Here is a 25,509-nt window from a genome sequence, read left to right as displayed (position 1 = left end):
TTTGCCTCACTGTAGATTCAATTCTTAAAACACTGCAAAAATAGCCAAAACATACCACAAAAGCAATGCAAAATTCCCCCTCCCCATAAATGGCTGTAAATGGCTGAAAAAAGCATGGTCTTACTCATTATTATTGTTGAAATTTGCAAAAAACAATTCATGGCAAAAAAAATAAACAATCTGTCACCTTTTGGTGTTCATTCATGTTTGTGCGCTTTCAATCCTTGGACAAAGATTACTTGGAACAATACTATAGCAGATTGCGACAAGAACACTATAACAACATTCACACAGAACAACCCAAACATTCTGGATACATCTGATCTCCCAGAACCATATTCAGGAAGCTTTATTAATAGTGATGTTATCTGTTTAAACCTTAATCCAGGAGGGACTGTAAATGCTACGGATTTTAAGCAATCACAATACCTACAATTGAGACAAGAAACTCTTCTACATAAGACAGACGATTTTATGTGGTTCAAAGATATTAAGGATATAAATGGAAATCTCCACGCTGGTTGTATTTGGTGGAGAGAAAGAACGAAAGAACTATGTACTGAATTAAATACTCAAAATCTAAATATTTTTGTTTTGGAATATTTTCCATACCATAGTAAACAAAGTTTCAATTATCCGGAATTACCATCTGACGCATATCGTGATTATCTCCTTTTTCAAGCTCTTATACAGGGAAAATTACTTGTAATTATGCGTGGCAAAAGATATTGGGAAAAAGTTTTATTAAGAACCATTTTGAGATTATGCTCATATAGATATAAGATTATAGAAATGAATAGTCCTCAATCTGCTTTTTTTTCAAAGAACAATTTTGGTAGCAACTGGAGAGACTTGATTAAAACTCTTTCTTAACTATGCAGTTTTGAGTATTTATTGAGTTAATTTACAAACTAAACAAAACAAAATTTACTAACTATTAACATTTTTAATCTATGTTCTCACAGGAATTACAAAAACTTATAGAAGCTTCATTAGTAGATGGCCGCATCACAGATGAAGAACGTGCCGTTATCAGAAATCGAGCTGTTTCAGAAGGAATCAATCCCGCAGAAGTAGATATGATTTTAGATGCAGAAGTGCAAAAAATCAGACAGCGGCAGCAGGCAGCGATGAACAAAGTAAAGAAATGCCCCAATTGTGGAGAAATTATGCCAGCATTGAGCGGTGTCTGTCCAAGTTGTGGACATACAGTAGGCGTCAACAGGAATGATGATAATGAGTTATTAGCTCTCATAGAAAACATGGAGAATGCTCTGGTAGCATTGAAGAGTGGCAAAAATGACAAAATGCAAAAGGCTCTTGTGGAGAAATACCGTAGGATGGCTAGAACGTTGTATGCTGAAGACAAAAAAGTGCAATATCTTCTGTCTGAAATAGATTCTGAACTTCTGATTCATAATAAGTCAAAAAGAACCAAAAATATTATCATAGGTTGTATAGTCTTCATTGTTTTGATTTTTACATTATTTATTTATAAATCATGCAAAGGAGATGGGCCAAAAGAAATTATTTCAAAAGTAACAATATTGGTTAATGAAGGTAATCTTGATGAAGCAACTGCATTGGTGGAAGAATTCAGGAGTAAAAAGAAGAATTCTGAAGGAGACATAATGTCTGCTTATGAAACTATTTGCAATGCTAGAATAGAGAAAGGTGAATATGATAAAGCTATTAATATATTTGGTAGTGGCCATCCAGGTTCTCTTTATAGATTGAAAGCCAACGTTATAAAAAAAAGCATTGATAAATGTATTAATGAAGGGAAATATGACGAGGCAATTCAATTTTATAATACTTCTTCTCTTAATTTGGGAATAACCTTTGAAAACATTATTTATAAATGTATTGACCACATGAAAACTAAAGGTGAGGAGACTTCCATCAAGTCATTTATCGATAGAGTCTCACCTGCATCTAGTGAATGGAGGAAGAAACACTTAAAACAGCTATATAATTATGCAGGTTTAGACTCAAGTAATATCAGCTTTGACGATAACGATTAAGCTTAAAATAAAATAATAATGGTGTTCTTTAAATTACTAAATTTGAAAGAATTTACTTGGTTATTCTTTAGTGTTCTAACTTGCTTCTTTGCTTCTAAACTATTGAACCATAACTCGCAATGTCTCTTAGAAATTTAAAAGTAAAGTAGGTGCCGTTATAGCAGCAACATTGCCACAAGATAATTTATCGAACACTCTATAAATAAACTTTATATGGCACTATTCGGAAAAGGAAAAGGCGGCGGACTGATGAATGTCATCCGCTGCGATGAAGAAGATTATATGGTGTGGAAATGGCGTCCTCTTGGGCAGGACGTTAACTCCACCAGTCGAGAAAACAGCATTCGCTATGGCAGTAGTCTGCGAGTGAAAGACGGAGAGGTAGCAGTCTTTGTCTATAAAAGCAAAGACGGACCTTTGCAGGATTTTATCGAAGGACCTTTTGACCAGACCATCAAGACCGCCAATTTCCCTGTGCTGGCAAGTATAGTCGGTATGGCTTTCGGTGGCGAGTCGCCATTTCAGGCAGAAATCTATTTCATCAATCTGGCTGGCAATAACCAGTTGCGGTTTGCAGTGCCGTTTTTTGATGTGTTCGACCCGCGTCTGCCCGACCATGGCATACCAATGGCGGTACGCGGTACCATCACGTTTAACATTACCGACTACAAGAACTTTATCAAACTGAATCGATTGATCAATTTTGACCACGAGCGCTTCAGAGGGCAGATAAAGGATGCGTTGTCTAAGTATGTAAAAGGTGTGGTGATGAATATTCCGCAAGAGTTGGGAATGCCTGTCGTGCAGATGGAAAGGCAGATACTGACCATCAATGAACGTGTTGAGGCTTACCTGAAACCACGCATCGAAAACGATTTCGGTGTAAATCTGAAAGGATTCGACATAGCCGCGTTGGATATAGATAAGGACAGCCCTTACTATGAAGAATTGAGAGAACTCACAGCAGGTAATACGGCAAAAACGATCAATGCACAGACTGATTTAGGCATAAGGAATATGCAAGACACTCAGCGCATCAACCTCGCCAATATGGAAGAATCGCTCCGCATACAGCGCGAAGAGATGCAACGTGCACAGCGCTTGCAGACGGAATCGAACTTCATGGGGGCACATTCTCTCGACCAACAGACAGAAGTACTCAAAACGGGTGCGCAAAGTCTGGGACAGATGGGTGCTATGAATATGAGCGGCGATGGCAATAGTATGAATCCCGCCGGAATGATGACAGGCATGATGATGGGTGGTGCTGTTGGCCAACAAATGGCTGGAATGATGCAGAATATGGGGCAGCAGATGCAAGGTGCGATGAATACCCCGCCACCTATGCCTTCCGTGCAATACCTCGTTAGCATCAATGGCGCACAGTCCGGACCATTCAATCTGCAGGAACTGAAGATGATGGCACAAAGTGGTCAGATTACGCGCCAAACGTACGTTTGGAAACAAGGTATGGCAAATTGGGATTTTGCCGGAAACGTGGCGGAATTAGCAAGCATTTTTGCTCCGCCAGCACCTGGAACACCACCCCCACCACCCATGCCGTAATTTACAACAGATTATTACTTATGGGAGAAAGTAGAAATCCTTTTAATAAAGAGTAGAAAAATCAAAATTTTATAAAAAATGGCACATTACGAAAATATTAAAATTCCAAGAAGTGAAGGTTGGAAATTCTCAAGAACTCAAGGCACAAATGGTGATGATTATTATGCGAAAGTGCTTATAAATGATAAAGGTGAAATAGACGAGTCAAGTTATAGTGAGAGCTATCAAAGACGAATGAATCCGCCTCAAGTTACGGAGAAGGTGATTCACATAAAGGAAACTACAAAGAAGGAAGGTTGTATCAAAAAGATAATAAAGGCTCCATTCCGTCTGCTTTGGTGGATTATCAAGCAGGTTCTTATTATAGTGTCGGTAGGAATGTTGGCGGATTGGTTGAATGATAATAAATAAAAACACGAAAACACTATAATTAAAAAAAGAGTAGTAAATGAATGATCAGAGTTTTTTCTCCGTTGACCGGTTGGTGGAGTTCGGCCTGAGTATGGCAGTGGCGCAGCAAATGGTGAATATGATGAATCAGACAATGCGGACGATGTATATACCCGGTTCAATCCAGTCAATGCCGGCACCCAATCCCGCAGCAGCACCAGGCATGTGCCCACCACCCTTACCGGCAACCTGTTATGTGGCTCTTGAAGGCAAGCAGGTAGGGCCTCTGAGCGAGAGCGAATTGTGCAGTCTTATAACTCAAGGCAAGGTAACAAAAGACTCGCTGTGCTGGTTCCCTGGTTTGACAAGTTGGCAGCCGGTGGAAAACACACCGCAGGTGCTGCGTCTTGTGGCACTCGCGCCACCGCCAATGCCTAACCAATAAATATGAGCGAACAATGAAACTCAAACTTTTTCCAACACTGTTGAGCCTCATTATTACGGCGGCTTTTGCCTATTTGGCTTATTATATCGCAAATTCTAAAGGTGATGAAAGCGATTGGTTATTAGCCACCGGAACAGAGGTATGCTTACTCTCAGCGATCCTGCCACTCATCGCGTTGCGCCTTGACAACGACCGTCAAAACGTGAATATGAAAGTCTGGAGCACTATCGTATTGTTCCTAATGTTGGCAGTAAACCTCTGTTTCGCCATCTTTGGCGTGGCAGTACCTCTCTACATAGTGTCCGTCGTTTTAATCCTCTGCGTGCACTTCCTCGTGCTGTGGAAACTTGTAGAAATAAAGGACGTGTAAAATAAAAACTCAAAGGACCATATATAGCCCGAAAGCCTGTAAAAAGACTATCGGGCTATTTTTTTGTGTTCGCTCGCTCTGTTGGCTTGCACAGTCAAGTAGGAGCAACGCCTCTAAAATACGGCAGCAATTTTCTTTATCTTCTTGATGTTGCTGAGCAGGGTGGTGTCTTTGCGAGCCGTCTGCATGTTATACTTCGTCTGAAGATACATCAGTGAGTCGGCAGGAACATCCAAAGCCGCCTCAAACATCAAAGCTGTTTTCGCTGTCAAAGGACGATGGCCGTTAAGTATTTCGTTAACCACCGAATAGGTCAGACCCATGCTCTCTGCCAATTTGCGCTGACTGATGCCACGCTCTGCCAACTCATCTTTCAATACTTCTCCCGGATGTGTGGGATAAGCCCCATAACCTAAACTTCCCATAATATGTCGTTATTTATAATGATTAGACAAATCTATAATTCTGCAAATTGTTATTTCACCACTTGGCTGTGACTTAAATTCGACACGATATTGCTTGTTCACCCGCACAGATTCCAATCCCACTTTATCGCCAATCAGCTTCTCGTAGTGAAGGGAGCGAAAACGAAAAAGATCCACAGGTTTTTCTACAGACTCGAGAATGTTTATCACACGGATATATCTCTTTACTATTTCGGGTTGATAGCGATGATGTCTGTCGCTGGTCTTGCCTTCGTAGAAAAGTTCTCGCAAATAGTCTTTCTCGAATGATATCTCCATTGTTTTTGCTCTTTGTGTATGCAAAGATATAATAAGATTTTGATATTCGCAAATTTTGCGAATTTCTGTTCGTGATTTTGCGCAGAAATCCTGCAAATTTGTCCATATAATACTGACACACTACTTTATAAATCACTGCTTTTTTAGGAATCCATTATCTTTGCGCTATGAAATGGTTTTTGACAGTATTGTTGACTTTCTTTTCCTTCAACGTTTGGGCGGAGGATGTGGATTCTGTGCAATGTGCTGACACCGCAAGAAATGAAATGGCGAGTGATACGGGGAAAGACTTCTGGGGCGTGAGCGTGGCAGGGAATGTGAGTTATCTGATTCATGCGGGGGAATATAATAAGGAGTTGCTGCACAGTTATGGCACAAACCACTACGACCTGCGACTGAGGTGGCAGCCCCGAGGACGACATGAAACGGCGTATGACAGGGCTATGGGGCATCCTACGATACTGGCAGGGTTGATTTATGAGGATTTCGGCAGGGTGAAGATCTACCGCAACGACCCTTCGCACAGAGCCCGCATCGGCTATTTGCTGAGCCTCTATGGGGGAGTACAGTTCAACATCGTGCGAAAAGGGCGATGGGCTATAGGTCTTGACCTTATGCAGGGCATAGCGTATTGCCCCCATCCGTTCGATGAAAACAGTAATCGCGATAATGAAGTCATCGGTTCCACGTTCTCCATTTTCTTTGGTGCCGGTGTGTCTGCAAAATACCGCTTTGCGCCACGCTGGCATGCTTCAATAGGGCTCGACTTCAAGCATTACAGCAACGGCACCCTCGACCGGCCTAATCTGGGAGCGAACACTATTGGCCCGACCCTCGCGTTGCATTATGACTTGGGAAACCAAGAGGGGAATATGAAGGGGAAGGGTAGTAAGAATACGGCTCCTGAAGATAAAAACTATAGAAAAGGGTTTTATGTAGATGCCGTTGCCGGTATGGGCTTGAAGTCGCTGATAGACCATTTCACGATTCATCAGAGCAAGGACAATCCGCTTTACGGCTTCTTCACCACGATGGTAGCCCCGATGTATCGCTATCATCTGCTTCATGCCTCAGGCATAGGCTTGGATTACACCTATGCGGACTATATATATAAGGTGCGCGACTACGACCGGTTGCAGGGACGTACAGGCTATCGCTACTCTCCTCATATCCTCGGCGTGAGCGCACGCCACGAGGTGTTCTATCGCCATCTTTCCGTGAATGTAGGCGTAGGCGTTTATCTCCTGAACCGTACAGGCCATGTCGCAAAGACTGAAGAAAGCCGTATCTATCAGAACGTGGGACTGCGCTATGCCTTCCCCTTCACGCACGACCGCGTCTTTATTGGCTACAACATCAAGGCACACCGCTTCCAGAAGGTGAACTGCGTGCAACTGCTGCTGGGGTGCCGGATATGATGTCTGAATCCACTTGAGGGGTGCTTGGCGTCCATAGAACTGCAAGTGCTTCTTACCCCCCAAAAAGGCTCATTAACAAAAATAAGTAACAAATATTAACCCATATCGGTCAAAAATAACGATATGGGTTAAAAATGTTGTCAGCACTTGGCTTGCAGGCATTTGTCGAGGGTGACGATGGCTGCCATGGCTTCCACTATGGGTACGGCGCGGGGCAGGACGCATGGGTCGTGCCTGCCGCGTGCTTGTACTGTGGTGGTATTGCCGTCGGTGCCTACCGTGGGTTGTTCGCGCAGCAGGGTGGCTACCGGCTTAAAGGCTACTCGGAAACAGATATCGTTGCCGTTGGAGATGCCGCCTTGGATACCTCCGCTATGATTGGTTTGAGTTGTGATGCCTCCTTTGCCGTCAGTGGTGAAAATGTCGTTCTGTTCTGATCCGCGCTGTGTTACACCGGCGAAGCCTTCGCCATATTCAAATCCTTTTGCTGCATTGATGCTGAGCATGGCGCTGCCCAATGCAGCATGAAGTTTGTCGAAGACGGGTTCTCCAAGTCCTGCGGGGCAACCCGTGATGACACCCGTGATGACTCCGCCTATGGTGTCGCCCTCTGCCTTCACCTCTCGTATGAGTTCAGCCATGCGTTCTGCCGTTTCGGGGTCGGGGCAGCGAACGGGGTTCGTTTCGGCAAGTGCCAGGTCGTAGTCCTGATATGTGCCGGACAGACTTATATTGCCCACTTGTGAGGTATATGCCCTGATGCAGATGCCTTTCTGCCTGAGCACTAACTTTGCGAAAGCGCCTGCTACCACACGGCTGATGGTTTCGCGTGCTGAGGTGCGTCCGCCACCGCGGTGGTCGCGTATGCCGTATTTGCAGAAATAGGTATAGTCAGCGTGCGACGGTCGGAAGATGTCGCGCAGGTTGTCGTAGTCGGCAGAGTGTTGGTTCTCGTTGCGCACGATGAAACCTATCGGTGTGCCGGTGCTCTTGCCTTCGAACACACCGGAAAGGATTTCCACCCGGTCGCCTTCCTTCCTTCCTGTGGTCAGGTCGCTTTGTCCTGGCTTGCGGCGGTCGAGTTCGGACTGTATGAAAGCCATGTCGATGTCGATGCCGGGCGGCATACCGTCGATGATTCCTCCTATGGCTGCTCCGTGGCTCTCGCCGAAGGAGGTTAGCCTGAAAATGTTGCCGATAGTGTTCATTGCTTGGGAAATTTGATATTAGTGGTCGTGATGGTGTCCGCAACCGCATCCTTCGCCGTGATCGTGGTCATGGCCATGGTGGTGACCGCAGCCGCATCCTTCGCCGTGGTCGTGATCATGGTCGCACCCACAGCCGCATCCGCAACCTTCGCCACTGATCATGTTGATATAGCCTGCCATCTCCTCTATCGTGGCTTCGCGCGAGGTGATGATGGTGCCTGTGAAGTGTAGCGACTTGCCTGCGAGGATGTCGTTGAGATCGATTTTCACTGTCTTGTCCGTTACTTCGAGCACGCGTCCCGGGAAACGCTCGCCATCTTCGTTGATGAGTGGCACTTCTGCTCCTACGAAGATGCGCTCCTTGTCGAAGCGTCCGTCCACACAGAACAGGCTTCGGTCGAAATCGCGCACATGTTCCTCCATGTAGGGACCGTAGCCTTCCTCGGGTGTCAGCGTGAAGTCGAAATTGTCGCCCTCGTTGAGGTTTTCGATGTTGCTTTCGAATGTGTCGAGCGTGATGCCCATGCCTGTGATAAACTTGAACGGCGCCTCTATTGGGGCCTCTTCCACTATGGTTTTTGTACCATCAGCATCGATGGCTTCGAGTTTGTAACTTGCAGTGATTAGCTTGTTCATATTGTTGTACTTATTAGTTCAATTCGAGCTTTAAGTCTTCCTTGAGTTGTCTGAATTCCGGGTGCGTTTCGAGTAGTTGTTCAAAAATTTCTTTTTGGCTGTATGCCGGTCTGCGCTCGGTCATTTCTCTTATCCGCATGTTCAGGTTGATGTGTCTGTTGTCGAGTTCACGTCGCAGATGGAGCGTGATGTCGTAGCGCATCTCTTCCATGTATTCAAGCACTTGCCGGTTGTCGACCACCACTTCCACCTGTGCACCTTCTTTCAGCGCGGGCTGCATGTTTTTCATGCGTTCCGACATGGCGCGCTTCTCTATGGGCAGTTGGCTGGCATAGCGTTGCCAGTGCACTCGCAGGTCGGAATCAGTGAAAGGCTTTTCGCCTAAGTTGGCTGTTAGTTCATCGAGCGGTTTTTCCTGCGCTGCCGACTTTTGATTCTTTTCATTCGCCAATCCGCTGATGGAGAGGATTCTCGGACCTTTAGGCTGTGGCGCGGTAGTGGTAGCCGCCGCTGGTGCTTTTATCGGTGTGGACTGTACTGCTTGCTTTGGGTCTGCTGCAGGTGTCGTTGCAGGGGTTGTCGTAGTTGCTGCGGTTGTTGCCGCTGGTTTGCGCTCTTGGGCAGGATTGTTCGCGGGAGCGCTTGAGAAGATGGGTTTTATATTCTTGGCAGGGCTACGCCCCGCCGACGGCTCTTCATCGCTTGAGAGTTGTGCCACCTGTATGAGCGTGAGTTCCACGAGCAGTCGTTTGTTGCTCGCTGTGCGGTAGTTGATGTCGCAGTCGTTGCAAAGTCGCAGTGCCTTGTAGAGTATGGCAGGCTTGCAGCGTTGTGACTGTTCTGTATAACGCTGTCTGACGCTGTCTGCCACATCGAGCAGTTTCGTTGTTCTGGGTTCTTTGCTCACGAGCAGGTCGCGCAGGTGTGTCGCCAGCCCGCCTATGAAGTGCTGTGCGTCGAAGCCTTTTGAGAGTACCTCGTTCAGTATGAGCAACGATTCCGGAATGTCGCATTTCAGGAGGCAGTCCGTCAGTCGGAAATAGTATTCATAGTCGAGTACGTTAAGGTCTTCTATGACTTTGTGGTAGGTGATGTTGCCTTCTGAGAACGATGCCACCTGGTCGAAGATACTCAGTGCGTCGCGCATACCGCCGTCGGCTTTCTGGGCGATGACGTTCAGCGCCTCATCTTCGTAACTGACACCCATGTCCTTTGCCACATACTTAAGATGGTTCACGATGTCGGGTATCTCCATCCGCTTGAAGTCATAGATTTGACAGCGGCTGAGGATGGTGGGCAGCAGTTTGTGCTTTTCTGTAGTGGCGAGGATGAATATGTCGTGTGCCGGCGGTTCTTCGAGCGTCTTGAGGAAGGCGTTGAAGGCGCCGGTGGAGAGCATGTGCACCTCGTCGATGATAAATGTCTTATATTTTCCCACCTGTGGTGGTATCTGTGTCTGCTCGATGAGGCTGCGCATATCGTCCACCGAGTTGTTTGATGCCGCATCGAGTTCGTGGATGTTATAACTGCGGTTCTCGTTGAATGCGCGGCAACTTTCGCACTCGTCACACGGCTCGCCGTTCTGCCCCGGATTGAGGCAGTTGATGGCTTTTGCGAAGATGCGTGCGCATGTGGTCTTTCCCACACCGCGAGGTCCGCAGAAGAGGTAGGCATGTGCCAGTTTACCCGAAGCAATGGCATTTTTCAGGGTAGTAGTCAATGCATTTTGTCCTACCACACTGTCGAAATTTCTTGGCCTGTATTTTCGGGCGGAAACGATGTATTTCTCCATTTGGAATCAGTCGTTATAATTTTTAAGGTACAAAATTAAGGAAAAAAATGGATTGAGATGGCTTTTCGTAGAAAACCATGAACGGTTCCCGGACTTTTTAAGTATTATGAGTATTATAAATACTATGAACACTGATTTACTGTCAAACGACTATTTATTTTTTATTTTTAACTTTTTTTAGAATTTATTTTGTCTATCGGTCGGAGAGGTTTAATTTTGCACTTTAATTGCGCCTAATAATGTTTTGGCGCGAAATTTTTTTTGAATTAAGTACTTAACAATCAACAGATAGCGCAATGAATTTTACGTTGTTTTTAACGGCGTTGCTTACAGGCGTAGGTTTTGTTGCAGTGGTAACTGTACTTGCCAAATTGTTGGCTCCGCGCAGTTTCAATGCACAAAAGGAAGAACCATACGAGAGTGGTATTCCCACTCGCGGTCGTTCGTGGATGCAATTCCGTGTGGGCTATTATCTCTTTGCCATTTTGTTCTTGATGTTCGACGTGGAAACGATGTTCTTGTTCCCATGGGCCGTAACGTTGCAGAGCACAGTGGATAAGTATGGTCCTGTCGCTCTTGTGAGCGTACTGTTTTTCTTGATTATTTTAGTTCTGGGCTTGGTATATGCCTGGAGGAAAGGAGCGCTCAAATGGCATTAAAACTGAAACGTCCGAAAATCAAGTCGATTCCTTACGACGAGTTTAATGACAACGAGACTTTTGAACAGTTGGTTCAGAAGTTGAACGAGAATGGTGTAAACATCGTGGTAAAGAAATTGGACGATTTGTTCGACTGGGGTCGTTCCAATTCACTTTGGCCTCTGACCTTTGCTACGAGTTGTTGCGGCATTGAGTTCATGGCAGTTTGTGCAGCCCGTTACGACATTGCCCGCTTCGGTTTTGAAGTAACACGTAACAGTCCACGTCATGCTGATGTGATTCTCGTTAACGGAACCATAACAACGAAGATGGCACCAGTGCTCAAGCGCTTGTATGACCAGATGGCAGATCCAAAATATGTGGTAGCTATCGGTGGTTGCGCTGTGAGTGGTGGTCCTTTCCGCAAGTCATACCATGTGGTACAAGGTGTGGACCAAATCATCCCAGTAGATGTATATGTGCCTGGTTGTCCTCCGCGTCCGGAAGCGTTCCTCTACGGCATGATGCAACTTCAGCGTATTGTGAAGGTGGAAAATTTCTTCGGCACTACTAACCGCAAGGAGAAAGATCCATTTAAAAAGGAGTATAAGACACTGAATAGCGAACTCATCGATACTCAGGAACAGGCATAACAATAAATAAGACCAACAGCATACAATGAATCTTGAATATACTATCGTAGCGCCCGAAGATCTTCACAAGGAGATGTTTCGTCTTCGCGAAGAAAAGAATATGGACTTTCTGGTTCACCTTACTGGTGTGGATTGGGGAGAAGAAGGTCTTGGTGTGGTTTATCAATTGGAATCGACCAAGAGCGGTGAGCAGGTGAACATCAAGTCGGTTTCTCCCAACCGCGAACAGCCAGTTCTGCCTACAGTAAGCGACATTTGGGAGGTGGCGAATATCTATGAGCGCGAGGTGTACGACTTTCTCGGTATCATCTTTACAGATCATCCCGACATGCGCCGCATCTTCCTGCGCGAGGATTGGGTGGGGTATCCACTCCGTAAAGACGACAATCCCTTGGAGGAAAATCCATTAAGAATGGAGAATGAGCCTTTGTCGGACTCTACTGTGTCGTACGAATTGCATGAAGACGGCACATTGAGCACACATAATAATGTTATTTTCGAAGAGGATGACTATGTGGTGAACTTCGGTCCGCAGCACCCTTCTACTCATGGCGTGCTCCATTTCCGCATCGCTCTGGAGGGTGAGCGCATCAAGCGCATAGACCCCCATTTGGGCTATATTCACCGCGGTATAGAAAAGATGAACGAAAGTATGACCTATCCGCAGATGCTGGCACTGACCGACCGTATGGACTATCTCGGTGCCATGCAGAGCCGTCACGCGCTGTGCAAAGTGATAGAAGATGCCATGGGTGTTGAGGTGAGCGACCGTGTGCAGGTCATCCGTACGATTATGGACGAACTTCAGCGTATCGATTCGCACATTTTGTTCTACTCTTGTCTGGCTCAGGACTTCGGTGCAACTACGGGATTTCTCTATGGCTTCCGCGACCGCGAAAAAATACTCGACGTGTTAGAGGAAACTTGCGGTGGACGCCTTATCATAAACTATAACACCATTGGTGGTGTGCAAGCCGACATTCATCCAAACTTCGTGAAGCGCGTGAAGGAACTGATTCCTGTCATTCGCAAGGGTGTGGACGAATTCAACGACCTTTTCACAGGCAACGTTATTGCCCACAACCGCATGGAGGGTGTTGGCGTGCTGACCAAGGAACAGGTCATCTCGATGGGCTGTACGGGCGGTACGGGTCGCGCTGCAGGTTGGCACAACGACCTTCGTAAACATCGTCCATACGCAGCATACGACCGTGTTGATTTCGATGAGATTACATTCGAGGAGGGCGACTGCTTCGCTCGCTACATGGTTCGCATCAATGAGATTGAACAAAGTTTGCGCATCATAGAACAACTCATTGACAATATCCCCGAAGGTCCATTCCAAGAAAAGATGAAACCTATCATCAAAGTGCCTGAAGGCGTGTATTACACTGCTGTAGAAGGTAGTCGCGGACAGTTTGGTGTATATCTTGAGAGCAAGGGCGACAAGAGTCCCTATCGTGTTCACTATCGCTCAACCGGTCTGCCGCTTGTTGCGGCCATGGATGCAGCCTGTCGCGGCAACTTGATTGCCGACTTTGTGGCAATCGGTGGCACGCTTGACTATATTGTGCCCGACGTGGATCGTTAAAACCCAAGAAATACAAAAAAAAGAAATACAACGATTATAAATGAGTCCGATGGTCTGTTGCTTAGGCTCAGTCCTTGAATAACGACTCACAACATAACATTCCTCATGTTTGATTTCAGTACAGTAACAAAATGGATAGATAATCTCCTTCGTGTAGATGCCGGTTTTCCCAGCTGGGCAGCAACACTGACGGAGTGTATCCTCGTTGCCCTCGTCATTATCACGCTTTATGCTGTGTTTGCGATTGTGCTCATCTACATGGAGCGCAAGATTTGTGCTTTCTTCCAGTGCCGCCTCGGTCCTAATCGTGTGGGCAAATGGGGCTTGCTTCAGGTTTTTGCCGACGTGTTCAAGATGCTGCAAAAGGAAATAATGAAGATGCGTCAGACCGACCGCTTCCTCCACGACCTCGCCCCGTTTTTTGTGGTAACTGCCTCCATGATTACTTTCTCATGCTTGCCATGGGGTAAGGGAGCAAGTATTATCGACTTCAATATCGGTATATTCTTCATCCTTGCCGTGTCGAGTGTTGGCGTTGTCGGCATATTGCTCGCAGGATGGGGTAGTAACAGTAAATATCCGCTCATCGGTGCCATGCGTAGTGGAGCACAAATCATCAGTTACGAAATATCTATTGGCATCACGATGCTGACCATGATTTGCCTTACTGGAACGATGTCTGTCAGTGGCATCGTGGAGCAACAGTATGAAGAAGGATGGAACATCTTCCGTGGCCATCTTCCCGCGCTGATTGCTTTTGTGGTTTACTTGATTGCAGGAAATGCAGAGTGTAACCGCGGCCCATTCGACCTTCCGGAAGCCGAGAGCGAGTTGACCGCAGGCTACCATACAGAATACTCCGGTATGCACTTCGGCTACTTCTATCTGGCAGAATACCTCAACCTCTTCATTGTGGCTGGTATAGCCACCACGATGTTCCTTGGCGGTTGGGCGCCATTGCACATTGTCGGCTTGGAAGGTTTCAATAACGTAATGGATATGATTCCGAGTTCGCTTTGGTTCATCGGTAAGACACTGTTTGTAGTGTTCCTGCTGATGTGGGAGCGTTGGACTCTGCCTCGTCTGCGTATTGACAATATCCTCTCGCTGGAGTGGAAGTATCTGATGCCTATCAGTCTGATTAACTTGCTGCTCATGGCGCTCGTTGTGGCATTCGGTATTCATTTCTAAAAAACAAATCGTCCGTTTTGCGGACACATCAAGAAACGGAGAAAGTCAGAGCACTTCTCCAAGAAACAAAAAGTATACGACATAAACATTATGTATAAAGACAAAGGTTATTTTGACGGTCTCTTTTCAGGACTCAAGTCCATCGGTATAGGCTTGAAGACCACGATGCGTGAATTTTTCACGAAGAAGATTACCGAGCAATATCCCGAGAATCGCAAGGAACTGGAGATGTTCGACCGTTTCCGCGGCTCGCTCACGATGCCTCACAACGAGAACAACCAACACAAATGTGTTGCTTGCGGTCTTTGCCAGATGGCATGTCCGAATGATTCTATCAATGTGATTTCGGAGATGAAGGAAGTTGACGGCAAAAAGAAGAAAGTACTCGTTACATACGAATACAACTTGGGTTCTTGCATGTTTTGCATGCTCTGTGTGAATGCATGTCCTCACGGTGCCATCACCTTTGACCAATCGTTTGAGAATGCTGTGTTCGACCGTTCTAAACTCATCAAGGTGCTTAATCAACCTGGTAGTTCGGTCATAGAGCGTCCAAAACCCGCTCCTCGTTCTGCGGTAGCGAAACCGACTGCACCCGTAGCAGAAAAGCCTGCGCCTGCTGCAGAAAGACCAGCGCCTCAGGTTGCAGAAGAAGCAAAACCTGCGACTCCTGCTGCAGAAAAGCCCTTAGTACAACCTGCAGTTGACGAGAAACCTTCCACTCCCGTTGTGGAGAAACCTATGGAGAAACCTTCTCCCGCAGACAAAGGTATCAACGCAGAAGAATCTAAAAGCGCAGACGCGCCATCGGAATAATTACAATTTAGAAAAAATACACAATATATAAAAGCAACATGGATTCATACAATATCATGTTCATCGTATTGGCAGTGGTTATCGTCATTTCGTCCATCGTAACAGTGACGGCAAGGAGCATTATGCGTTCTACCACAGCCCTGTTCTTTACCTTGCTCGGTACGGCAGGCATTTATTTCATGCTGGGCTATACCTTCCTTGGTGCCGTTCAGATTATGGTTTATGCAGGAGGCATCATCGTGCTCTATGTGTTCGCCATTCTACTGACCCGTGGTTCGAAGGACCAATTGTCGGAAAATTCCAAGACGAAGATAGCCCTCAGTGCCATCCTTTCGATTGTGGGCTTTGGCCTCGTGGTGTTCCTTATTTTCACTAGCCATCTCCGTGGTGCTCTGCTGGAGCCTGTTCAAGGTCCACACGGCATGACGATGCAGTACATTGGCGAAAATCTGCTCTCCTCGGGCGAAAAAGGCTATCTGCTTCCTTTCGAGGCTGTCAGTTTGCTGCTTTTGGCTTGTATAGTGGCAGGTTTGATGGTGGCACGTAAACGTTAACACAGGTAGAACCTTTTAATCAGAAATCAGAACATTATGATTAGAATAGAATACATCCTCATTATTTCTGCCGTAATGATGTTTGCAGGCATCTTCGGTTTTCTGACCCGCAGGGGCACGCTTGCCATTCTTCTCAGCATAGAGTTGATGCTCAATGCGACAGACATCAATTTCGCAGTGTTCAACCGCATGCTGGGCACGGGTCACGACGGCTATTTCTTTACGCTGTTTTCGATAGCCATTTCGGCAGCCGAGAGTGCGATAGCCATAGCCATCATGATCAATATCTACCGACAGTTGAAGGACGTGTCGGTGGACAAACTCTCCAAACTGAAATGGTAACACCGTTTCGGCAAGAATGAATAAATAAACATTGAATATTCACACATACACAGTATAAAAAGTGGAATACCAACACACTCTTCTCATCCTGCTTCTTCCGCTATTGTCCTTTTTGATATTGGGCATTTGCGGAAAATGGCTTAGCCACAAGACTGCGGGCCTTATCGGTACAAGTCTGATGGCTATAGTAACCGTCCTGGCTTATTACACGGCGTACGTTTATTTTACGTCAGACCGTGTGGACGGTGTCTTCCAGACGATAGTGCCTTTCAACTTTGAATGGTTGCCGTTCTATATCCCAGGGCTTGCGAACCTTCACTTCGATATGGGCATTATGCTCGATCCGATTTCAGTAATGATGCTTATTGTCATTACGACGGTGTCGCTGATGGTGCATATCTATTCCTTCGGCTATATGCATGGCGAAGTGGGTTTTCAGCGCTATTATGCGTTCCTTGGCTTGTTCTCGATGTCGATGCTCGGTCTGGTAGTTGCCACCAACATTTTCCAGATGTACATGTTCTGGGAACTCGTGGGTGTATGCTCATACCTGCTTATCGGTTTCTATTACACGGAAAAACCTGCCATTGCAGCATCGAAGAAGGCATTTATCGTAACCCGTTTTGCTGACCTTGGCTTCTTGGTGGGTATCTTGATTTACGGCTACTATACAGGTTCGTTCAGTTTCGATTTCACAGGCACAGCCGTTTATGCAGAAGGCGCTCTACATGGAGCAGGTCCTGATGCAGCCCGCGCTTTGGCAGCCGGCGGTTTCATTCTGCCTACAGCATTGTTCCTGATGTTCCTTGGTGGTGCTGGTAAGTCAGCCATGTTCCCGTTGCACATCTGGTTGCCCGACGCTATGGAAGGCCCGACTCCCGTCAGTGCGTTGATCCATGCGGCTACGATGGTTGTGGCAGGTGTGTTCCAGATTGCACGTTTGTTCCCTATGTGGATACAACATGCGCCTGAAACATTACACTATGTGGCTTGGATAGGCGCGTTTACAGCATTCTATGCAGCAGCAGTGGCATGCGCTCAGAGCGATATCAAACGTGTGTTGGCTTTCTCTACAATATCACAAATCGCCTTCATGATGGTGGCACTTGGTGTTTGTGTGCCAGGTCATGGTCAGGAGAATGTGATAGATAACCATGGTAGTTTAGGCTATATGGCTTCGATGTACCATCTGTTCACGCACGCTATGTTCAAGGCTACACTCTTCCTTTGTGCCGGTTGCATCATTCATGCCGTTCACAGCAACGAGATGTCAGCGATGGGCGGAATGCGCAAGTATATGCCCGTGACGCATATCACATTCCTCATTGCAACACTTGCCATCTCCGGTATTCCTCCTTTCTCGGGCTTCTTCTCAAAGGACGAAATCCTTGCTGCATCATTCAATTACAGCGGTGTGCTCGGTTGGATTATGACCATTATTGCAGCCATGACAGCATTCTATATGTTCCGTCTTTACTACGGCATCTTCTGGGGTACGGAGAACAAGGAACTGCATGACGAACTCAAGGCACACGGCCACTTTGGTGAAGCACCGGCAGTGATGACAGTACCTCTCGTTATTCTGACTATCTACACCGTCTTCGTTGGTTGGGCACTCCCCGCTACCGATGGCTCTTTCAGTCTGCAAGGCACTTTCGGCACGTATGTGAGCGCTTCGGGCGAAGCATATCACATTCATCTTGATCCGTCGATTGCTGTTACGAGTGTGGTAATTGCTGTAATCAGCATCGTTTTGGCTACGGTTATCTACATACGTCCTACTCAACCTGTTGCAGAGAAGATGAAGAGCGCAATGCCTCGTCTGCACCAGTGGGCTTACCGTCGTTTCTATATCGACGAAATCTATCAGTTTGTAACACACCGCATTATATTTGCCTATATCAGCCGTCCCATTGCTTGGATTGACCGCCACATCGTAGATGGTGTGCTTAATGGCTTGGCAAATGGTACTAACGTTGTCGGCGAGAACATCCGTCCGCTGCAGAGCGGAAAGATACAGCAATATGCTTACGTGTTCTTCCTGGGCATCGTTGTTCTGTTCTTCCTGATGCTGATATAATCTGAGAAATAGCGAATTATCAAAAAAAATACGAACATTCAATATACAACATATAAATGAACGCTCTATCCATATTTGTCCTCATTCCGCTAATCATGCTCTTGGGCTTGTGGTTGGTTAAGGACCAGCGTGGCATTCGCACAGTGATGGTCATAGGCAGTACGGCACTGCTTGCCTCAGCCGTTGTGCTCACAGTAGTTTTCTTGCAGGACCGTGCAGCGGGCAATACAGCCGAAATGCTCTACACTGCATCGTTCGACTGGTTTACACCGCTCCACATCAAGTATGCAGTGGGTGTTGACGGCATATCTGTCGCCATGCTTCTGCTATCGGGTATTATCGTTTTCACTGGCACTTTCGTGTCGTGGGACATGTGCAAGGAGTATTTCCTTTGGTTCACCCTTCTTTCGCTTGGTGTGTTCGGCTTCTTCATCACCGTTGACATGTTCACCATGTTCATGTTCTATGAGGTGGCTCTGATACCGATGTACCTTCTTATAGGCGTTTGGGGTTCAGGCAAGAAGGAATATAGCGCCATGAAACTGACGCTGATGCTGATGGGAGGTTCTGCTTTCCTGATGTGCGGCATCTTTGGTATCTTCTATGGCGCGGGTGGCAATACGATGAACCTTGTTGAGATTGCCAACCATACTAATGGCGCTACACCCATAGCCCTCAACTCGCAGTTGATCTGGTTCCCGATGACGTTTGTCGGTTTCGGTGTGCTTGGTGCGCTGTTCCCATTCCATACATGGTCACCTGATGGTCATGCTGCAGCACCTACGGCAGTGTCTATGCTCCACGCAGGTGTGCTGATGAAACTTGGTGGTTATGGTTGCTTCCGCATTGCTATGTATCTGATGCCCGAAGCAGCCAACGAATTGGCTTGGATTTTCATTATTCTCACCGGTATCTCTGTAGTTTATGGTGCGTTCTCGGCTTGCGTTCAGACTGACATGAAATACATCAATGCCTATTCTTCAGTGTCGCACTGCGGACTTGTGCTTTTTGCACTCCTGATGATGAATCAGACGGCGTGCACGGGTGCAGTCATTCAGATGCTAAGTCACGGCTTGATGACGGCTCTCTTCTTTGCTCTTATCGGTATGATCTACGGACGTACGCACACGCGCGACATCCGCGAACTCAATGGCTTGATGAAGATTATGCCGTTCCTCTCAGTATGCTACGTGATTGTCGGTCTCGGCAACTTAGGCTTGCCTGGTCTGAGTGGTTTCGTTGCAGAAATGACTATCTTCGTCGGTTCGTTTGAACACACAGACACCTTCCATCGTATATTTACCATTCTGGCTTGTTCCAGCATCGTGACCACGGCTGTCTATATCCTCCGCATGGTAGGTAAGATTCTCTATGGTAAGTGTACCAACGAGCATCATCTGCAGTTGACTGACGCAACACTCGTTGAGCGCTTCCCTGTTATAGTACTGATTTGCTGCATTGCCGGCATCGGCCTGGCTCCTTTCTTTGTGAGCCACCTCGTGTCAGGCGGTGTTGAGCCCATTGTGAACCATCTCATGCAGGTTGCTGCGCAATAATAACCAAATAATAATATCCTCGGACCACAATATCCGTTGCAATAAGACCTATGGATTATTCTCAATTTCTATGTATGTATGAGGAACTCAGCCTCATCGCTGTGATACTCATTCTTTTCGTAGCCGACTTGTTTATGTGCGGCGACCGCAAGGGCGGCAAGGGTATTTACAACTCTCCCCTCCCCGTGATGCTAATGGCTATTCTCACGGCGGTCAACGTATTCCCCGTGTTTCAAGGCACAGAGTCTGTCTTTGGCGGTATGTATGTTCATACGCCCGTGATGACCATCATCAAGTCTGTACTCAATGTGGGTACGCTCGTAGTCTTCCTAATGGCTCATAAGTGGCTCACACGCACTGAAAACCTTGTGAAGCAAGGAGAGTTCTATATCGTAACGCTATTCACGCTGCTGGGCATGTATTTCATGATTTCGGCAGGTCATTTCATCATGTTCTTCATCGGTCTGGAACTTGCCAGTGTACCTATGTGCGCACTTGTGGCTTTCGACAAGTATCGTTTTGAGAGTGCTGAAGCGGGAGCAAAATACATTCTGCTTGCTCTGTTCTCGAGTGCGCTGTTGCTTTATGGTGTGTCGTTTATCTATGGTCAGACAGGAACACTCTATTTCGAAGGTCTTGCCGAAAGACTTGAGTTCAACTATCTGTCAGTTTTGGGCATGATTATGTTCCTTGCCGGCCTGGGCTTCAAGATTTCACTCGTGCCTTTCCATCTTTGGACTGCCGACACCTACGAAGGTGCTCCCACCGTTGTTACCGGTTATCTTTCGGTGATATCGAAAGGTGCGGCTGCTTTCGTGCTCATGACAGTCCTGATGAAAGCCTTCAGCATCGGTCGTTTGCACGATGATTGGCAACTGATGATGTTCTGGGTGATTATAGCCAGTATCACACTTGCCAACCTGTTCGCTATCCGCCAGAAGAACCTGAAGCGATTTATGGCGTTCAGTGCCATCTCTCAGGCAGGTTATCTGGTGCTTGCAATTATGGGTGGCGATGCTCAGGGCATGACATCGTTGGTATATTATCTGCTGGTTTATCTTGCAGCCAACCTCGGTGCCTTTGCCGTTATCAACGTAGTAGAACAAAATAGTGGCAAACTGGGTATCAGCGACTACAATGGTCTCTATTCCACCAACCCCAAGTTGAGTTTCCTGATGACGCTCTGTCTCTTCTCGCTGGCAGGTATTCCGCCATTCGCCGGCTTCTTCTCGAAGTTTTTCGTCTTTATGGCAGCCTTCAATGCAGGTTTCGAGTTGCTCGTTTTCATCGCTTTGGTGAACACCATCATCTCGCTCTACTACTATCTACTCATTGTCAAGGCGATGTACATTTCGAAGAGCGACAACCCCATTGAGCATTTCACAAGCGATGGCTATACTAAAGTGGCGCTTGTTATATGCACTGTAGGTGTGGTATTCCTTGGTATTGCCGGATGGGTTTACAACTACATCGACAGCATCGTCAACGAATCCTTGGGGACAGTTTCTACTATAGCGGGTCTGTAGAGACGAATAAATATAAAATATACAATGCCGTGCATGATTGTTTTGCACGGCATTTTTTAATGTCTGAATTACAAAATCGATAATTTTTCAACAAAAATGTAGATAAATCATGCTTTTTTCAATATTTTTAGTGAAAAATGTTTTATTTGTTAATTATAATTATTATATTTGCCTTGAAGAAAAAGATAAAAGAGTAAAATAAGTATAAATGTCAATATCAAAACAATGAATGCAAAACAAGTAATTGAAGATCTTGAGAAGAGATTTCCTAACGAGCCGGCATACATACAGGCCGTAAGTCAGGTGTTAGGTTCTATTGAAGACGTTTACAACGAGTATCCCGCCTTCGAGAAAATGAATCTGATTGAACGCTTGTGTATCCCCGACCGTGTGATTTCATTCCGCGTGACATGGGTGGACGACAGAGGCAATGTACAGACCAATATGGGCTATCGTGTGCAGCACAACAATGTGCTCGGTCCGTATAAGGGCGGTATCCGTTTCCATGAGTCAGTTAATCTCGGCATTCTGAAATTCCTCGCTTTCGAACAGACCTTCAAGAACTCTCTTACCACTCTGCCAATGGGTGGTGCTAAAGGTGGTAGCGACTTTTCTCCGCGTGGCAAGAGCAATGCAGAAGTGATGCGTTTCTGCCAGGCATTCATGAGCGAACTCTATCGCCATATTGGTCCCGACGAAGACGTGCCTGCGGGCGACATTGGCGTTGGTGGTCGCGAAGTGGCTTATATGTTCGGTTGGTACAAGAAACTAACGCACCAATGGAGTGGCGTTCTCACGGGTAAAGGTCTCGAATTCGGCGGTTCTCTCATCCGTCCTGAGGCTACAGGATATGGTAATGTATATTTCCTTCAGAACATGCTCTCTACCCGTGGCATCGAACTTGCCGGCAAGACTGTGCTCGTAAGCGGTAGCGGTAATGTGGCACAATATACGATAGAGAAATGTCTCGAATTGGGAGCCAAAGTTGTTACTTGCTCCGACTCCGATGGCTACATATATGATCCCGATGGTATCACACGCGAGAAACTCGACTACATCATGGAACTCAAGAACGAGGAGCGTGGTCGTATCAGGGAATATGCTGAAAAATATGGCTGCAAGTACGTTGGTGGCGGTGCTAAGCCATGGACAGAAAAAGCCGACATCGCCCTGCCTTCAGCCACACAGAACGAAATCAACGAAGAGGCAGCAAAAGCCCTCGTTGCCAATGGCGTGATAGCCGTTAGCGAAGGTGCTAACATGCCTACTACGCCCGAAGCCATCAAGGTGTTCCAGGATGCCAAGATACTCTATTCTCCCGGAAAGGCAGCCAATGCAGGTGGTGTGGCAGTGAGTGGTCTGGAAATGTCGCAGAACAGCGAACGCCTCAGTTGGACGCGCGAAGAAGTGGACCAGATGCTCCATCGTATCATGAACGACATTCACGACAACTGCGTGAAGTACGGCACAGAAGAGGACGGCTACATCAACTACGTGAAAGGTGCCAACATCGCAGGCTTCCTAAAGGTTGCGAAAGCCATGATGGCACAAGGTATCTACTAATCTCAAATTTATAGAACCATCCATTAAATAAGCCATAGCAAGGCGGGTTTTCCAAACGCGGAGACCCGCCTTTTTGGGGGTTGTGTCTTGATTTACCAAGCGCGCAACAAATCTGTTTAGCAATCTTGAAATAACAGTTTATACAAATAATATGTTTAGACATCAAATTTTATGACCAAATTAGGATATAATTTGTAGATTTGCACTTAAATAGAATAACAGATAACAAAACAGGATAAAGAATAGCAATAAAAAGAACGCATAAATAAATATTGAGCTTTTAGCTTTGTTCTCTCTGTAGAAAACCGCCAAATTTCATAGCACGAGAAAAAAGCACGCAAAAGTTCATGTCGATAAGGGCATGAATTGTTTGTGCTTATTCGTGCGAAGGCGCTTGGCGGTGCCTCTACAGAGGATAGGATACAAATGATTCTGTCCTTTTTATTTTATCGGCACGCCAAGGCTTATGCACATCGGACAACTCATCGAACAGGAAATGCACCGGCAGGAACGCTCACCGTCCTGGCTGGCGCGGCACATCTGCTGCGACAGAACCAATGTCTATAAGATTTTCCAGCGCGAAAGCATAGATACCAGCCTGCTTATGCGTATTTCAAAAGCCTTGAATCGTAATTTCTTTGAAGAACTGGCGGAATTTTACGAGCAATCCGGCAACGAAATAATATAACCACATTTTTTGTGATTTTATTTCTACAAAAGCGTGTCTTATCTTCACGAAAAGTCTATGTAGAATAACTCTGTCCCCTCTAATTTTGAAGCACTTTTTTGTGTGCTTTAATAATACGTTTCTGAATGGACTTTTTTGTATCATTTATCATACTTAACTATAATACAAGCAATTTGGTAGTTGCTTGTGTAGATTCTATAAGAAAGTTTGTCGGCGACATTCAATATGAGGTCATTGTAGTTGATAATAATAGCTCCAAAGAGGAAAAGCAGAAATTACATGTTTGTCTGTCTGATGATACACAAATTATAGAAAGCCGTTGGAATGGTGGATTTGGATCGGGTAATATGTTGGGAGCATTATTTGCTAAAGGTGATTATTATTGTTTTTTGAATAGCGACATTGAATTAGTCGAAGATTGCATCACTCCATTGTGTAACTATCTGTCTTCAAATAAAGATGTTGGTGTCATCACACCGCAACAGTTGGATGGCAAAGGACAAAGGGTGAAGTCCTTTTTTCACAAATCGTGCATTCGGCACGAATTGATAGGAGACAGTTTGTATGAATGGCTTTATCCATCTGAATATCCGAATAGAAAGAAACAATACAATCAACCGGTTTCAGCATTTCAGATTAACGGCTGTTTTATGTTGTTTGATGCTCAAAAGTTCTGGGAGATAGGTGGCTTTGATGAAAATATCTTTCTCTATATGGAAGAATATGATATTGGAATGAGAATGCGAATTAAAGGCTGGAAGTGTGTTTGTTATCCTACTTTGTTCTTTAAGCACTTTGGAGCAAGTTCAACTAAGAAAATACACAAACTTCCTAAACGTGAAAGATATATTTCGAAAATATATACGTATTCTAAGTTTCATGGTATTCTACTGTCGTTTATCTTTAGATACATTGTTATATTGAAATTGCTTGTTAAACCATCTAAGTGGTACATCATACCTTCATTAGTCGGTGGTGATACTTTGGCTCACTCCATGAGAAATAAATTATGGATGAAAAACAAAAAGAATAATTCTGTTAGATACGTATGAAAGAAACCTTCTTATATAAACTTCTTGATTATTTATGGCAAAATTGGAAATGGAGAAAGGTCTGTCATGTCTGTTTTGGAACTCATGTGTCTTATGGAACAATGTTTGAAGGAGAGAATTTTCTTGGAAAGGGTACAAACTTTCGTGGTACCTTAGGATATGGGTCTTATATTGGAGGAAACTGTCATCTCAGAGCAGATGTTGGTAAGTTTACGTCTATTGCACCAAATGTGCAATCTGTGGTTGGACACCATCCTTATAAAGAACCTTTTGCAACTACAAGCCCCATGTTCTATCAAAAAGATATCAGGAATATGCATTCGTTTGCCAAAGAGGATACTTTCAGGTCAGTTACATATTATGATGAGAAACGGCGTATTGATGTAAAAATAGGGAATGATTGTTGGCTTGGGTCGGAAATTATAATTGTTGGAGGAGTTACAATTGGTGATGGAGCGGTCGTGTTAGCGCGTGCTGTTGTAACAAAAGATGTTCCGCCTTATGCTATTGTGGCAGGAGTTCCAGCAAGAATAAAGGGCTATCGTTTTAATGCTGCAACCATTGAATGGTTGTTGGAGAGGCAATGGTGGAACGAAGACGAAAAATGGTTAAGAAAAAACTGGCGAAAGCTAAATGATATAGAGGAATTAAGAAATATAGACTGAGA

At 45.7% G+C, this 25,509-nt stretch carries 25 protein-coding genes and 1 pseudogene; 21 read left to right on the top strand and 5 right to left on the bottom strand.

Annotation, left to right across the window (positions count from 1 at the left end):
- Nucleotides 1–99 precede the first annotated feature (99 nt).
- The 6 genes from C7Y71_RS04970 to C7Y71_RS04945 all read left to right on the top strand — a co-directional run bounded on the left by C7Y71_RS04970 (nt 100) and on the right by C7Y71_RS04945 (nt 4,795).
- Nucleotides 100–873, top strand: coding sequence for a hypothetical protein (locus C7Y71_RS04970; RefSeq protein WP_111897288.1), 774 nt, complete (start codon nt 100–102; stop codon nt 871–873).
- 80 nt (nt 874–953) lie between these two features.
- Complete coding sequence (locus C7Y71_RS04965; protein WP_111897287.1) at nt 954–2,024, top strand: hypothetical protein; 1,071 nt, start codon at nt 954–956, stop codon at nt 2,022–2,024.
- Between the two features lie 213 nt (nt 2,025–2,237).
- Nucleotides 2,238–3,590: an SPFH domain-containing protein gene (locus C7Y71_RS04960; RefSeq protein ID WP_111897286.1), complete on the top strand. Its 1,353-nt coding sequence runs from the start codon at nt 2,238–2,240 to the stop codon at nt 3,588–3,590.
- Nucleotides 3,591–3,668: 78 nt separating this feature from the next.
- Complete coding sequence (locus C7Y71_RS04955) at nt 3,669–4,001, top strand: hypothetical protein (RefSeq protein WP_111897285.1); 333 nt, start codon at nt 3,669–3,671, stop codon at nt 3,999–4,001.
- Nucleotides 4,002–4,038: 37 nt separating this feature from the next.
- Nucleotides 4,039–4,425: a DUF4339 domain-containing protein gene (locus C7Y71_RS04950; RefSeq protein ID WP_111897284.1), complete on the top strand. Its 387-nt coding sequence runs from the start codon at nt 4,039–4,041 to the stop codon at nt 4,423–4,425.
- A 13-nt stretch (nt 4,426–4,438) separates the two neighbouring features.
- Entirely contained in the window at nt 4,439–4,795 is a 357-nt protein-coding gene (locus C7Y71_RS04945) for a hypothetical protein (RefSeq protein ID WP_111897283.1), read from the top strand.
- A 113-nt stretch (nt 4,796–4,908) separates the two neighbouring features.
- On the opposite strand, the gene C7Y71_RS04940 is transcribed toward C7Y71_RS04945, so the two are convergent.
- Nucleotides 4,909–5,220, bottom strand: a complete 312-nt coding sequence (locus tag C7Y71_RS04940) for a HigA family addiction module antitoxin (RefSeq protein WP_111897282.1) — start codon at nt 5,218–5,220, stop codon at nt 4,909–4,911.
- 9 nt (nt 5,221–5,229) lie between these two features.
- Nucleotides 5,230–5,538, bottom strand: coding sequence for a type II toxin-antitoxin system RelE/ParE family toxin (locus C7Y71_RS04935; RefSeq protein WP_111897281.1), 309 nt, complete (start codon nt 5,536–5,538; stop codon nt 5,230–5,232).
- Between the two features lie 167 nt (nt 5,539–5,705).
- Between C7Y71_RS04935 and C7Y71_RS04930 the strand changes: the two genes are divergently transcribed.
- Nucleotides 5,706–6,956 carry an acyloxyacyl hydrolase gene (locus C7Y71_RS04930; RefSeq protein WP_111897280.1) on the top strand — a complete coding sequence of 417 codons (1,251 nt, stop codon included), beginning with the start codon at nt 5,706–5,708 and terminating at the stop codon, nt 6,954–6,956.
- A 140-nt stretch (nt 6,957–7,096) separates the two neighbouring features.
- Here the strand turns inward: C7Y71_RS04930 and aroC are convergent, their stop codons facing one another.
- Genes aroC through C7Y71_RS04915 form a run of 3 tightly spaced genes read right to left on the bottom strand, consistent with a single transcriptional unit; the run spans nt 7,097 to nt 10,592 of the window.
- Nucleotides 7,097–8,164 carry a chorismate synthase gene (aroC, locus tag C7Y71_RS04925; RefSeq protein ID WP_111897279.1) on the bottom strand — a complete coding sequence of 356 codons (1,068 nt, stop codon included), beginning with the start codon at nt 8,162–8,164 and terminating at the stop codon, nt 7,097–7,099.
- 18 nt (nt 8,165–8,182) lie between these two features.
- Nucleotides 8,183–8,800 (bottom strand): FKBP-type peptidyl-prolyl cis-trans isomerase, encoded by a 618-nt coding sequence (locus C7Y71_RS04920; protein WP_111897278.1) that lies wholly within the window; start codon nt 8,798–8,800, stop codon nt 8,183–8,185.
- Between the two features lie 13 nt (nt 8,801–8,813).
- Entirely contained in the window at nt 8,814–10,592 is a 1,779-nt protein-coding gene (locus C7Y71_RS04915) for a DNA polymerase III subunit gamma/tau (RefSeq protein ID WP_111897277.1), read from the bottom strand.
- Between the two features lie 296 nt (nt 10,593–10,888).
- On the opposite strand from C7Y71_RS04915, the gene C7Y71_RS04910 reads away from it, so the two are divergent.
- The 14 genes and pseudogenes from C7Y71_RS04910 to C7Y71_RS04845 all read left to right on the top strand — a co-directional run bounded on the left by C7Y71_RS04910 (nt 10,889) and on the right by C7Y71_RS04845 (nt 25,507).
- Nucleotides 10,889–11,251 carry an NADH-quinone oxidoreductase subunit A gene (locus C7Y71_RS04910; RefSeq protein WP_111897276.1) on the top strand — a complete coding sequence of 121 codons (363 nt, stop codon included), beginning with the start codon at nt 10,889–10,891 and terminating at the stop codon, nt 11,249–11,251.
- Complete coding sequence (locus tag C7Y71_RS04905) at nt 11,242–11,883, top strand: NADH-quinone oxidoreductase subunit B (protein ID WP_111897275.1); 642 nt, start codon at nt 11,242–11,244, stop codon at nt 11,881–11,883. Before C7Y71_RS04910 ends, C7Y71_RS04905 begins: the two co-directional genes overlap by 10 nt.
- A gap of 25 nt (nt 11,884–11,908) precedes the next feature.
- Nucleotides 11,909–13,474: an NADH-quinone oxidoreductase subunit D gene (locus C7Y71_RS04900; RefSeq protein WP_111897274.1), complete on the top strand. Its 1,566-nt coding sequence runs from the start codon at nt 11,909–11,911 to the stop codon at nt 13,472–13,474.
- Between the two features lie 105 nt (nt 13,475–13,579).
- On the top strand, nt 13,580–14,665 hold the full coding sequence (gene nuoH / locus C7Y71_RS04895; RefSeq protein WP_111897273.1) for an NADH-quinone oxidoreductase subunit NuoH: 1,086 nt from the start codon (nt 13,580–13,582) through the stop codon (nt 14,663–14,665).
- Nucleotides 14,666–14,755: 90 nt separating this feature from the next.
- A pseudogene (locus tag C7Y71_RS11990) lies at nt 14,756–15,223 on the top strand (4Fe-4S dicluster domain-containing protein); the annotation flags it as partial.
- A gap of 296 nt (nt 15,224–15,519) precedes the next feature.
- Nucleotides 15,520–16,035 (top strand): NADH-quinone oxidoreductase subunit J family protein, encoded by a 516-nt coding sequence (locus tag C7Y71_RS04885; protein WP_111897271.1) that lies wholly within the window; start codon nt 15,520–15,522, stop codon nt 16,033–16,035.
- A 36-nt stretch (nt 16,036–16,071) separates the two neighbouring features.
- Nucleotides 16,072–16,377 (top strand): NADH-quinone oxidoreductase subunit NuoK, encoded by a 306-nt coding sequence (gene nuoK, locus C7Y71_RS04880; RefSeq protein ID WP_111897270.1) that lies wholly within the window; start codon nt 16,072–16,074, stop codon nt 16,375–16,377.
- 61 nt (nt 16,378–16,438) lie between these two features.
- A complete protein-coding gene (nuoL, locus tag C7Y71_RS04875; protein ID WP_111897269.1) occupies nt 16,439–18,457 on the top strand; it encodes an NADH-quinone oxidoreductase subunit L in 2,019 nt (672 codons plus the stop codon).
- A gap of 56 nt (nt 18,458–18,513) precedes the next feature.
- The gene (locus tag C7Y71_RS04870; RefSeq protein ID WP_111897268.1) at nt 18,514–20,013 is read left to right on the top strand and encodes a complex I subunit 4 family protein; all 1,500 of its coding nucleotides are present in this window, start codon (nt 18,514–18,516) and stop codon (nt 20,011–20,013) included.
- 50 nt (nt 20,014–20,063) lie between these two features.
- Nucleotides 20,064–21,539, top strand: coding sequence for an NADH-quinone oxidoreductase subunit N (locus tag C7Y71_RS04865; protein ID WP_111897267.1), 1,476 nt, complete (start codon nt 20,064–20,066; stop codon nt 21,537–21,539).
- Between the two features lie 225 nt (nt 21,540–21,764).
- Nucleotides 21,765–23,102: an NADP-specific glutamate dehydrogenase gene (locus C7Y71_RS04860; protein WP_111897266.1), complete on the top strand. Its 1,338-nt coding sequence runs from the start codon at nt 21,765–21,767 to the stop codon at nt 23,100–23,102.
- A 466-nt stretch (nt 23,103–23,568) separates the two neighbouring features.
- Nucleotides 23,569–23,790 carry a helix-turn-helix domain-containing protein gene (locus C7Y71_RS04855; protein ID WP_111897265.1) on the top strand — a complete coding sequence of 74 codons (222 nt, stop codon included), beginning with the start codon at nt 23,569–23,571 and terminating at the stop codon, nt 23,788–23,790.
- 125 nt (nt 23,791–23,915) lie between these two features.
- Nucleotides 23,916–24,842 (top strand): glycosyltransferase family 2 protein, encoded by a 927-nt coding sequence (locus tag C7Y71_RS04850; protein WP_111897264.1) that lies wholly within the window; start codon nt 23,916–23,918, stop codon nt 24,840–24,842.
- Nucleotides 24,839–25,507 (top strand): CatB-related O-acetyltransferase, encoded by a 669-nt coding sequence (locus tag C7Y71_RS04845; protein WP_111897263.1) that lies wholly within the window; start codon nt 24,839–24,841, stop codon nt 25,505–25,507. Before C7Y71_RS04850 ends, C7Y71_RS04845 begins: the two co-directional genes overlap by 4 nt.
- Nucleotides 25,508–25,509 lie beyond the last annotated feature (2 nt).

It is taken from the genome of Pseudoprevotella muciniphila, assembly GCF_003265305.2.
In the GTDB taxonomy this organism is placed as follows: Bacteria; Bacteroidota; Bacteroidia; order Bacteroidales; family Bacteroidaceae; genus Alloprevotella; species Alloprevotella muciniphila.
The sequence above is the reverse complement of the archived record's forward strand: the minus strand, read 5'-3'. Positions and strand labels throughout refer to the sequence as shown.

Excerpts from the sequence above, each read along its gene's own strand:
- C7Y71_RS04970 (WP_111897288.1), top strand. The coding sequence starts at position 100 with ATGGCTGAAAAAAGCATGGTCTTACTCATTATTATTGTTGAAATTTGC.
- C7Y71_RS04965 (WP_111897287.1), top strand. The coding sequence starts at position 954 with ATGTTCTCACAGGAATTACAAAAACTTATAGAAGCTTCATTAGTAGAT.
- C7Y71_RS04960 (WP_111897286.1), top strand. The coding sequence starts at position 2,238 with ATGGCACTATTCGGAAAAGGAAAAGGCGGCGGACTGATGAATGTCATC.
- C7Y71_RS04955 (WP_111897285.1), top strand. The coding sequence starts at position 3,669 with ATGGCACATTACGAAAATATTAAAATTCCAAGAAGTGAAGGTTGGAAA.
- C7Y71_RS04950 (WP_111897284.1), top strand. The coding sequence starts at position 4,039 with ATGAATGATCAGAGTTTTTTCTCCGTTGACCGGTTGGTGGAGTTCGGC.
- C7Y71_RS04945 (WP_111897283.1), top strand. The coding sequence starts at position 4,439 with ATGAAACTCAAACTTTTTCCAACACTGTTGAGCCTCATTATTACGGCG.
- C7Y71_RS04940 (WP_111897282.1), bottom strand. The coding sequence starts at position 5,220 with ATGGGAAGTTTAGGTTATGGGGCTTATCCCACACATCCGGGAGAAGTA.
- C7Y71_RS04935 (WP_111897281.1), bottom strand. The coding sequence starts at position 5,538 with ATGGAGATATCATTCGAGAAAGACTATTTGCGAGAACTTTTCTACGAA.
- C7Y71_RS04930 (WP_111897280.1), top strand. The coding sequence starts at position 5,706 with ATGAAATGGTTTTTGACAGTATTGTTGACTTTCTTTTCCTTCAACGTT.
- aroC (WP_111897279.1), bottom strand. The coding sequence starts at position 8,164 with ATGAACACTATCGGCAACATTTTCAGGCTAACCTCCTTCGGCGAGAGC.
- C7Y71_RS04920 (WP_111897278.1), bottom strand. The coding sequence starts at position 8,800 with ATGAACAAGCTAATCACTGCAAGTTACAAACTCGAAGCCATCGATGCT.
- C7Y71_RS04915 (WP_111897277.1), bottom strand. The coding sequence starts at position 10,592 with ATGGAGAAATACATCGTTTCCGCCCGAAAATACAGGCCAAGAAATTTC.
- C7Y71_RS04910 (WP_111897276.1), top strand. The coding sequence starts at position 10,889 with ATGAATTTTACGTTGTTTTTAACGGCGTTGCTTACAGGCGTAGGTTTT.
- C7Y71_RS04905 (WP_111897275.1), top strand. The coding sequence starts at position 11,242 with ATGGCATTAAAACTGAAACGTCCGAAAATCAAGTCGATTCCTTACGAC.
- C7Y71_RS04900 (WP_111897274.1), top strand. The coding sequence starts at position 11,909 with ATGAATCTTGAATATACTATCGTAGCGCCCGAAGATCTTCACAAGGAG.
- nuoH (WP_111897273.1), top strand. The coding sequence starts at position 13,580 with ATGTTTGATTTCAGTACAGTAACAAAATGGATAGATAATCTCCTTCGT.
- C7Y71_RS04885 (WP_111897271.1), top strand. The coding sequence starts at position 15,520 with ATGGATTCATACAATATCATGTTCATCGTATTGGCAGTGGTTATCGTC.
- nuoK (WP_111897270.1), top strand. The coding sequence starts at position 16,072 with ATGATTAGAATAGAATACATCCTCATTATTTCTGCCGTAATGATGTTT.
- C7Y71_RS04870 (WP_111897268.1), top strand. The coding sequence starts at position 18,514 with ATGAACGCTCTATCCATATTTGTCCTCATTCCGCTAATCATGCTCTTG.
- C7Y71_RS04865 (WP_111897267.1), top strand. The coding sequence starts at position 20,064 with ATGGATTATTCTCAATTTCTATGTATGTATGAGGAACTCAGCCTCATC.
- C7Y71_RS04860 (WP_111897266.1), top strand. The coding sequence starts at position 21,765 with ATGAATGCAAAACAAGTAATTGAAGATCTTGAGAAGAGATTTCCTAAC.
- C7Y71_RS04855 (WP_111897265.1), top strand. The coding sequence starts at position 23,569 with ATGCACATCGGACAACTCATCGAACAGGAAATGCACCGGCAGGAACGC.
- C7Y71_RS04850 (WP_111897264.1), top strand. The coding sequence starts at position 23,916 with ATGGACTTTTTTGTATCATTTATCATACTTAACTATAATACAAGCAAT.
- C7Y71_RS04845 (WP_111897263.1), top strand. The coding sequence starts at position 24,839 with ATGAAAGAAACCTTCTTATATAAACTTCTTGATTATTTATGGCAAAAT.